This window comes from Bacillus cereus group sp. BfR-BA-01356, from assembly GCF_022663635.1.
Classification (GTDB): Bacteria; Bacillota; Bacilli; order Bacillales; family Bacillaceae_G; genus Bacillus_A; species Bacillus_A cereus.
This window is the reverse complement of the sequence record NZ_JAKUFX010000184.1, coordinates 1-9,317: the sequence shown is the minus strand read 5'-3', so window position 1 is coordinate 9,317 and position 9,317 is coordinate 1. Positions and strand designations below refer to the sequence as shown.

Genomic DNA, 9,317 nt, shown 5'->3' with positions numbered 1-9,317 from the left:
AGTATTGTAGGACAATCCTATCGAATTAAAGATCATTTTAGCAAAGAAAATGATTGATTTTGTACATGCTTAAACAAGCGAAAATGTACATGTTTATCTTGACATTTACAAATAGACCAACAATATATTAAAATATTCTATATATCCAAGGAGGTTTGTCATGCTCAACTTTCATAAAGAATTACCCCTATTAGGATTCTTTTTGTTTTTATACAGTTTTATTGGTATCATCTTTTTATTACTATTCCTGAGCGTGTAGTAACAATGCAATGCGTATACATATATGTTTAATGTGTAAATTCTATAAAAGAAGTAAAAAGCACCTCTGCTGGATAATTAATATATACTATATATTAATTAGGAGAAAACATTTGGTATAATATAAGTGCTTTATTATATGTGTTTTCTTCAAACCGTCTTAGGAGGAAAGCAGTTTTTTATTTTTTCAATAGTACTTACTAACTATTTCTGTTAATATTTAGTTACCGATATGTGTATCAACCGGCCTGTGCTTCTGTACGGGCTTTTTTGATGCTTTCATGCTTCGTAATACCCAGGAACCTGTCTTAGTATTCGGGAATTCTACTAGATTCCCGAATACTAAGACAAACAAAAGCCTGTCCTATTAACTCTATAAAGACACCATTGCAAATATAATCCCTTATAGCTTCTATAGATTCTCAACTTTTTCATAATATTTATGAGAGTTTTTTTATATTCACATTTCTGTAACATCTTTATATAACGTTTTAACATATTATGTGTTAAACTTAAAACATTCCAAGAAGTCCTTTACTTTTAGAATCGACAATTCTTCAATACCCTTAGTCTTGCCCTGCATCCCCTGCAGGGCTTTTATCATTTAGCTAGAATTGATAAAGCCTTTTGTAGATTTCTTCAACCTTATCTGTACTGTTATGTATATCTCTAGCTCTTAAATTCTTTGTGAGCCACAAGATTTCCTTCCGTTTATATTCATCTCTCTGCTATTTACCCATTATTTCCTATCCTTAATAATCCGTTTATTGATGTGTTCCATAACTTTATCCTTAGTTAGATTTTCAATAACAACCTCTATTTTCCTAAAATTCAATCAAATCTTTATAAATTTCTAACGAGTATTAATTGATAGGAATCCCACAGCATAAAATGGAATTTATTCTCAAAAGTTATTAATTATTCTATCTGTCAAACTATTAGTTTACCTCTTCTTCATATTTTAATTGTCTTTTGACCACGATCAAACAAATAAAATACACAAATAGGTAAGGAGCATTAGTATGATTATACAAGAAAAATTATCTTTTTCAGATCTAGATTCATTAGATTCAACTACAGACTCCATAATGGATGCGTTTAAAGATCTTTATGGAATACTTCCTGACGAAATTGCATTAAATAATGAGACGTTTCCAATTCATAATAAGCCTGCTATTACTGAACGTTATGGTCATGCTTGTTATAAAATGCTGGGCCCTTTTATATTTCGATATCTTGAAGAACCTTCAATAAATGAAATAACCCTAAAGGAACAATTTGTATATAATCCTAATAATGAAGAAAAAGAGATTGTAGTGACAATAAAAGAACAATGGGTCAATATACAATCTTGGAGTTCGAAATCTATTACAGGTTTAACTTTAAAATCAGATCTTATTATTGCAGGTAAATTTCAATCGGGTAATGAATTTAATATTTCAACTTTTGTAGGAGAAAGTAATTCAAAATCAATTCATACCTCTCCTTCAATTGAACATTCTATTAAAGTACCTCCAAATAGTAAAATGAAAATTGCAATGATAGGAACATTAATTACTGAGGTTCTACATTTCCAATCAATTATAACAGTACAAGGCATGTTTGGTGCATGTTTTCCACGTATGGTTCGTGGACATTATATTGGGTTTAAAAGCGCCGGTCACATCCTAAATAAAACGTTTGGAATAATTGAAGGATCTATTAACAATACAGCAATTCAGGATATTGAAATAAATATTAAAGGGATAGAACCTTATTCCTATAAACAAAAAGTGATCAAGTAGTAAAGTTGCAAGCAAAAAAATATACTGTTTTTTGATTCTATATCATATATAGATCATTAAAATAAGGAAAAGGAAAAATCTATGGCTAACAGTAATTCAAAATCATTGAATGGGGGAAAATCAATTGTCAAACAAAAATGAGTTAAGTTTTTTCATTATTAGATTAGTATTAGGGTTAACTTTTTTTGCACATGGACTCATAAAATTCCAAGATGGTATTCATAATACAGAAAATTTCTTCAACAGCCTAGGAATATTCGATTGGCTTGCATATCCAGTAGCAATTCTTGAACTAGGGGGTGGAATTTTAGTTATTCTGGGGCTTGGTACACGAATTATTTCAACCTTATTTTCTTTACTTATAGCCGGAGCCATTATTACTGTGAAATTTGATCAAGGATTTATAGGAGGGTATGAATTTGATTTATTGTTATTGGCTGTTTCTTTATTTTTTGTAGTAAATAACAGCCAATCTATTTCATTAGATAAATTCCTATCGAATCGTAATAATAAACAACAACAAACTCTATAAACATAAAGTTTCTCCTCAACACGTAAATCTTTATTTTGTGAAGAAGCTTATTTATATGAATTACTCAATTTAGATCCGAAAAAAGTAAAAAGAATCCCTTATATTTTGAAAAAGTTTTTTCAAAATATAAGGGATTTATAATTTATTTTTAAATTATTGTATAAAAGGACTTCAACTTTTGGTTACATAAATACCTTCTTATCTTTTTTAAAACGCTCTGTATGCATTTTCTCAGTTGTTAATACCACTTTCTGTGGAATCTTATATAATGGTAGTTTATCTTTACAGAACTCTCTTAATCGCTTTCTAAATTCACTTACACTTTCATTTGTACTTAATTTAACCACAGCCTTAACCATTTGCCCTGTGATTGCATTTTTTTCACCAACAACAGCAACCTCCTCTACTCCATCCATTAGCTGTATTACATTTTCAACTTCAGCTGGAAATACTTTTTCTCCGCCAATATTTATAATCTCTGATTTTCTTCCTAAAATTTTAATATAATCTCCATCTACTTCCACCATGTCTCCTGTCATAAGCCAGCCATCTTGAGTAAATGGACTTGGAGCATTAATATAACCAATCATTGTAGACATTGATTTGATCTGCAACATTCCATCCACTACTCTTGATTCAATATTCTTATCGCTTAGTTTGATCCACAAAGAATCATTCGATTTAGATTGTGAATATAAAACTCCATATTCTGACAACCCATACATTTGTGTAATTTTAACATGAGGGAATATTTCGTTTATTTTACTTAGTGTAGCCTCCGGCATAACTTCTGATCCATAAGAAATGGTCTGCAAACTATTTAAATTATACTTTTTATAAACCTCACTCAGTATAAGTAGATTTATAAAAGTTGGTGATGCGGGTAAAGCTTGTACTTGATGTTTCTCAATCATGTTACATACTCGATTAGGGGTACGATCATCAATAATTACCAAACACCCTGAGCTGGAAATAATTTGGAATAGAGTATTAACTCCTCCAATGTGATCAAATAACATAAATGGTATAACACGTTTTACACTCCTTGCGACACTGTACTTCTTTTGAAGTAATGTAAAATCATGTACAATTGCTTTACTACTTCCGGTTGTACCAGATGAAAACAATACTAATCCTGGATGTTTTAACTTTTTCAGTTGTAATAATAATTCATTTTGAATGTAATCCCTTTGTATATTGATTATTTCAAAGCTTCCCCTTTCAACTTTAATTACATTTTCTAATTCAACTATTTCATAATATTCTTTCTTCTTACTGTCAACCAATGAATTTAATATCGGTACTACAGTACATCCTAATTCAATAAGCGCTAAAAACATTGCTATAGAGTATGGAGAATAATCCGCTTCCAAAGAGACTATTGTATAATCCATCTTTCTATGTTCATTTAACTCCCTTGTATAAATCTTTATTTGATTTAGAAACCACTCATATGTGTAAGTTTTATCCTCCCAAACTATAGCTTCGCATTCTTTATTCATTTCAAATCTTTCAAATAAAAAATCAATATGCATACCTAACCTCCTTTTAAATTTTCTCCTTTAATATTTTGTTATGTTAATGATTTTAATTGTTCCTGGCATTCTAAAATATACGCAACTAATGTTTCTATTGTTTTAAATGGGCTATTATGTTGTGACATTGTATCTAAATTCACCAAATCAACTGATAAACCCAATTCATCTTCTAAGCCTTGTTCAATACTTACCAATAAAGATACCAGCCCTAACGAATCTAAATACCCCTCCCAATCATAAAGATGTGCTTTCAAGCCTTTTTCAAGATCAATTTTATTTTCAAGATTTTCATTCGCTTCTTCAACACAGCACAATACGATTTGAATAACCTTTTCTTTATTTGTATCTTCCAAGTAAATACACTCCTTTTTATAAATCATCTTTTTACTATGAAGATTTCCTTCCGGCAATTGTAGTAGTATATAACATGAACACTAAATACACTTATTCTTCTACTGATAAAGTTTGTAAGTATACATAGTAGCCTTACTCTACTTCTCTCAATTATCTTTTCCCTATTAAGACTGAAGACTATAATTATGTTGCAGAAAAAATAAAATATTTTCATGTAAGACACACTCTCTATTAATAATATCCATCATTATCAAATTAAAAGATTCGAGATCACTTAAGTTACTATCTTTTTTTAATAATTTAATATGTGCAATCTTATATAGTCTTTCCCATAATTGTTTTATATCCATTAACTCACTAGTAATATGAATAAATTTATCTTTAAATAACTCGTTCATGTCTATAAGTAAGTCATATAAAAAATATCTACTCCATCTCATATCAAATAAACATTTCAAATACAAAGGAAACATATTTCTTTGTTTATAAAAATCTTCATTTATATTTTCTTTAAGTTCAAGGGCTGCAATCTTACCAAAATAATATATCTTATTATTTTTTTGCATAATTAAACCTCTAATATACTCACTGGATATTTTTTTTAGTGTTCTCAAAAAAACATCTTTAAGATTTTCCATGCTTATTTTTTCCTGTATAATCACATCAATTGATGAGTAAGATGAAATTCTTTCTATACCTTTTGCTTGAGCCAATTCAGGTATAGCTTTTCCTCCTTTCCAAAAAGAATGGAACTCCTCCATTGATATCTCACCCATAAATTTATTAGGAACTGGATCTTGAACAAATACTCTATCTTCTGTAAGTTTGTTAATTGCGAGGTAATGGTCTGTAACATATTTATCCGTATGGACATCTATATGACTTTTTATAAATTTGGGGTTCAAATAATCATTACTATATGGTAGAAAAAAGGTGCTTCCTAAGGCAATAAATACTTCTTGACGATTCAAACATTCTTTTATATATTGAAGCCCCTTTTCGAAATTAGAATATACATGTTTCTCCATACGAAATGTTTGATTATATTCTAACAACTGTGTATATCTTGCTACAGAAGGTACTGATGTGATAGTATCCATACGATATGCTGGTATACTATATAACTCTTCATTCGCTATTAAACTCATGTAACTAATGCTACCCATACTCTTTAATTTATCGTGAAGAATTGGTATATAGCATGAATAATAATAAGGGACATCGAAAGTTGGAATTAATTCTTTCATTTTCACTACAGCACTCACCCCATATTTATTTTTTTACAGCCCTATCCAGTTCTCAACAGTATAATTCAACTGTAAGTCCTTAGTAGCTTTAAATTTTCTATTTGGAATAGGTTGTCCTAATTTATCCACTTCAAAGAGCCTAAAGCCTCTTGAAAACTTAAACCTGCATGCAAGGTCCCTTGGCACTTTAAAATTCCCTGCAAAACGATTTTTTTCTATTCTATCTAGTATCATGCCTACACTCATATAAATTCGTTCACCAACTGGTGTATTTTCAGGTACTTCGACTGTTACAGAAACATCTACAAATTCTGATAATGTTTCTATTACCTTATATTTTTTAGGTATTCCTTTTACACCTTGTGTCACAAAGGTAACTTCGGCTTCTCCTATTTTCTTGGGTATAATTGTTCCATCCCCTAAAACCTCTAGCACGTCTGGGTTATCAACTAAAAATACACCATCTAAAACACTCATTTCAAAACCACTATCGTACGTAACAATTGGATTAATTTTCACTTTCATTCCAGTTAATCCAACTACATCTCGACCATCTAATGTAACATTAACTATATTGCCAACATCTCCAAAGAAATATATTAATGGTAGATGCATACGTTCTCCCCAGTCTTTCTCAAAATGTGCACCATTTGGATCCTGATAAAAAATTAAATCATCTCTATATTTGTAACCATTTTCCAATAAAGTTTCTGCAATATCTCTCACATGTTTTACCAAGAAAAAACCTTCCGCACTACCTATATCCATCCATATTTTCAAGTCTTTTTTTCCTTCATACATTTCATATAATTTTAATTCCGAATGATCATCTTCAACTTTCACAAAGAATGGAGATAACATCCCAATTTTCCCAAACACTTCAGGATTGCGGAAACCAATATTATAAGTTGATAAACCACCTGCTGATGACCCTATTAGAGCTGTATTTTCAGCATTAGTCAATGTTCTAAAATTTTCATCAATGTAAGGTTTCACCTCATTGATTATAAATTTTTCATATAATAAACCTGAGCACTCTATATTTTTATCTGGTGAAATGAAATGACAAAACTCATTATTTTCTATGATTCTTTTATGTGCTATACCTACTATTATTATCTCTTGAATTTTACCTTCATAAATTAGCGTATCAGTCGTTTTGTGGACATTCCATGATTCATCATTTTTTACTACTGGTTCAAACAAGCGCTGCCCAGCATGCATATATAATACAGGATACTTTTGGTACGAATTGCTTTCATAACCAGGTGGTAAATATATAAATAGTTTCCTACTATTCTCAAGTATTTCAGAATGAAAATTTTCAATCGTAATCACTTTAGAAGCTCGTTCCATAGTAACCTCCAATTTTCTATTTTTCACTTTCATTAATACAGTTCTTTTCTAGTTTTTTCTTTAAAATCGTACCCTTTATTAACTTTTAAGAGAATTTTTCAGTATAAGCTTTTGTTTTAGCTACCAGAATGAAATCCCCCGATTTTAATTACAATTGTAAAAAAGTAGCCCCATATAGTTAAGACTCCACCAAGATAGTTTTTTCTGCAGTTTGCCACTTTACAACTACTTCTCCAGTTCCAAAACTCGGGGTCCGATACTTATGATTCTCTCCGCCTTCAATCAATAGTGTGTTATTGATCTTTCTAATAAATTTAAATTCAAGCAAGGTATCAGCCGGAACACTTATATCAAAATAACCCGTAGGAAATTGATACATTATTTGATTAAAAAATGGCCCTACTGCCTTGCAAGGATTCATATTTCCTAATGAATATGTGTTCCCCATTATAAAAACTTCACTCTCTGGTATTTCATATCCATTTTCAATAACAAATCGAATACAAACTTGCTTTGTATTGAAGACCTCTACATGTTTATAGATATTACTCCTAGTTCCTGTATCTGTTACAACAGTAATTTCATATTTACCATCGTTCACTGCTGGAACTTTTACTTTTATACTAGTATGTGACCACGAAACAACTTCCGCCTCTTTTTCTTCAAATAATACTGATCCTTTTTTAGAAGTAAAGCCACATCCTTCAATACAAATTATTTGACCAACGGTTGTCATTTTATGTCCCACAGTTCCTATTAAAGGTATACTATTTACTCCTTTATGGTGCCAAACATGTACTGACCCAGGTCCAAGCCATAATGAATCTATATTATTATTTTCAACTCTAATTGCTTCACCATCTAAAAGACCATCTAATATGTCCTTATACTTTCTAGAAGGAAGAATTGTTTTAACATCTTTTATTTTATATCCTTCTGTTAAATTTCGATTCAACGCTATTAATACCACATCACTTCCAAAGTACCTTTCATATACATAAATATCATCAGTTATATATCTTTCTTTGGTATTTCCATATGGAAGTGCATAATTTAAACTACGAAGGGAAGATAAAGATTGTATTATCTTAAAGTTATCTGTATCCACATCAAAAGATTCCATTTGACCACGATTGTTCGGATCTCCACTTCCAACCATATATTGCTCTGTACCATAGTATACAGAAGGTATTCCCCTTGAAGTTAACAAGAATACTAATGATTGTTCTATTCTACGTTTACTTTGTCCATTAATGTGAAAACGGTCCATATCATGATTATCAATAAAAGTAACAAGATTATTTACATCATTATAAATTTGATATGTTTCTTCAATCATTTTGTGTAACCCATGCATGGAATCCATTCCATCTCGAAAAACTTCTCGTACTTTATGAGCAAAACTAAAGTCTAATAAACTCATACCACTATTATTTGCAAAATGAACATTTCTATGGTCATACTCATTCGGATTGATATACCATTCACCAAAAATAAATACTGGTCTATAATTATAGATTGAATTTAGCCAACTTTTTTGCCAGCCATATGACATGTGTTTTACTGCGTCAACTCGTATACCATCTATCCCTTGGTCTAGCCATAGTTTAATAGCTTCTTTAAAATACAAATCAATAGCTATATTTTGGTGATTTAGATCTGCAAGATCAAATAAATTACGATAAACTCCGTCTTCATATTCTTCAAAATCCGTCCCACCATTATGATGAAAATAATGATTGTAATCATTATCGTATCCACCAAGTAACAATCCATTATCATATAATCTACCATTTTCAGCATAGGTCGCATCATCATGTAATGCAGGCGAAGTGTGATTAGGTGCAAAATCCATAATGATTTTTATATCTTTTGCATGGGCGGTTGTTATTAAGGTTTGAAAATCTCCAAATGTCCCAAAAAAAGGATTTGTTCTTTTAAAATCACGAGCCCAATAGCCATGATATGAAGTACTTCCTACCAAATCATTTATTGGAGTAAAGATATTTTCTACCGGTTGAGATATCCATAATGACGTCACACCTAGTTCAGTAAAATAATTTGTATTTAATTTTTCAATAATCCCTATCCAATCTCCACCAAAGTATTTCTTTTTATTTTTCCTAGATTCATCATATAATCCCCCTCGTATATTAATATTTAAGCCCTATCTCAGGCTTAGTTTTACTCTCTAATAAGAGTCCAGTAATAAAGAAAATACTTGGACGTCTCAAGATATTTCTAGATA

At 30.4% G+C, this 9,317-nt stretch carries 6 protein-coding genes and 1 pseudogene; 2 read left to right on the top strand and 5 right to left on the bottom strand.

Features of this window, described 5'->3' with window-relative positions:
• The first annotated feature begins 1,280 nt into the window (after nt 1–1,280).
• Both MR168_RS30970 and MR168_RS30965 read left to right on the top strand, forming a co-directional pair.
• Nucleotides 1,281–2,042 carry a hydralysin-2 gene (locus tag MR168_RS30970; RefSeq protein ID WP_086411930.1) on the top strand — a complete coding sequence of 254 codons (762 nt, stop codon included), beginning with the start codon at nt 1,281–1,283 and terminating at the stop codon, nt 2,040–2,042.
• Between the two features lie 124 nt (nt 2,043–2,166).
• Entirely contained in the window at nt 2,167–2,574 is a 408-nt protein-coding gene (locus MR168_RS30965) for a DoxX family protein (protein ID WP_174402584.1), read from the top strand.
• 182 nt (nt 2,575–2,756) lie between these two features.
• Here MR168_RS30965 and MR168_RS30960 read toward each other — a convergent pair whose 3' ends face one another.
• The 5 genes and pseudogenes from MR168_RS30960 to MR168_RS33810 form a co-directional block, all read right to left on the bottom strand.
• Nucleotides 2,757–4,109 (bottom strand): ANL family adenylate-forming protein, encoded by a 1,353-nt coding sequence (locus MR168_RS30960; protein WP_086411932.1) that lies wholly within the window; start codon nt 4,107–4,109, stop codon nt 2,757–2,759.
• A 38-nt stretch (nt 4,110–4,147) separates the two neighbouring features.
• Nucleotides 4,148–4,465, bottom strand: a complete 318-nt coding sequence (locus tag MR168_RS30955) for an acyl carrier protein (RefSeq protein ID WP_086411933.1) — start codon at nt 4,463–4,465, stop codon at nt 4,148–4,150.
• Nucleotides 4,466–4,630: 165 nt separating this feature from the next.
• Nucleotides 4,631–5,719 carry a cysteine peptidase family C39 domain-containing protein gene (locus MR168_RS30950; protein WP_086411934.1) on the bottom strand — a complete coding sequence of 363 codons (1,089 nt, stop codon included), beginning with the start codon at nt 5,717–5,719 and terminating at the stop codon, nt 4,631–4,633.
• A gap of 27 nt (nt 5,720–5,746) precedes the next feature.
• Entirely contained in the window at nt 5,747–7,069 is a 1,323-nt protein-coding gene (locus tag MR168_RS30945) for an alpha/beta hydrolase (RefSeq protein ID WP_086411935.1), read from the bottom strand.
• A 178-nt stretch (nt 7,070–7,247) separates the two neighbouring features.
• Nucleotides 7,248–9,224: pseudogene (locus MR168_RS33810) on the bottom strand (alpha-amylase family glycosyl hydrolase); the annotation flags it as partial.
• Between the last annotated feature and the right edge of the window lie 93 nt (nt 9,225–9,317).

Coding starts and splice junctions, on each gene's coding strand:
- MR168_RS30945 (WP_086411935.1), bottom strand. CDS start 7,069: ATGGAACGAGCTTCTAAAGTGATTACGATTGAAAATTTTCATTCTGAA.
- MR168_RS30970 (WP_086411930.1), top strand. CDS start 1,281: ATGATTATACAAGAAAAATTATCTTTTTCAGATCTAGATTCATTAGAT.
- MR168_RS30960 (WP_086411932.1), bottom strand. CDS start 4,109: ATGCATATTGATTTTTTATTTGAAAGATTTGAAATGAATAAAGAATGC.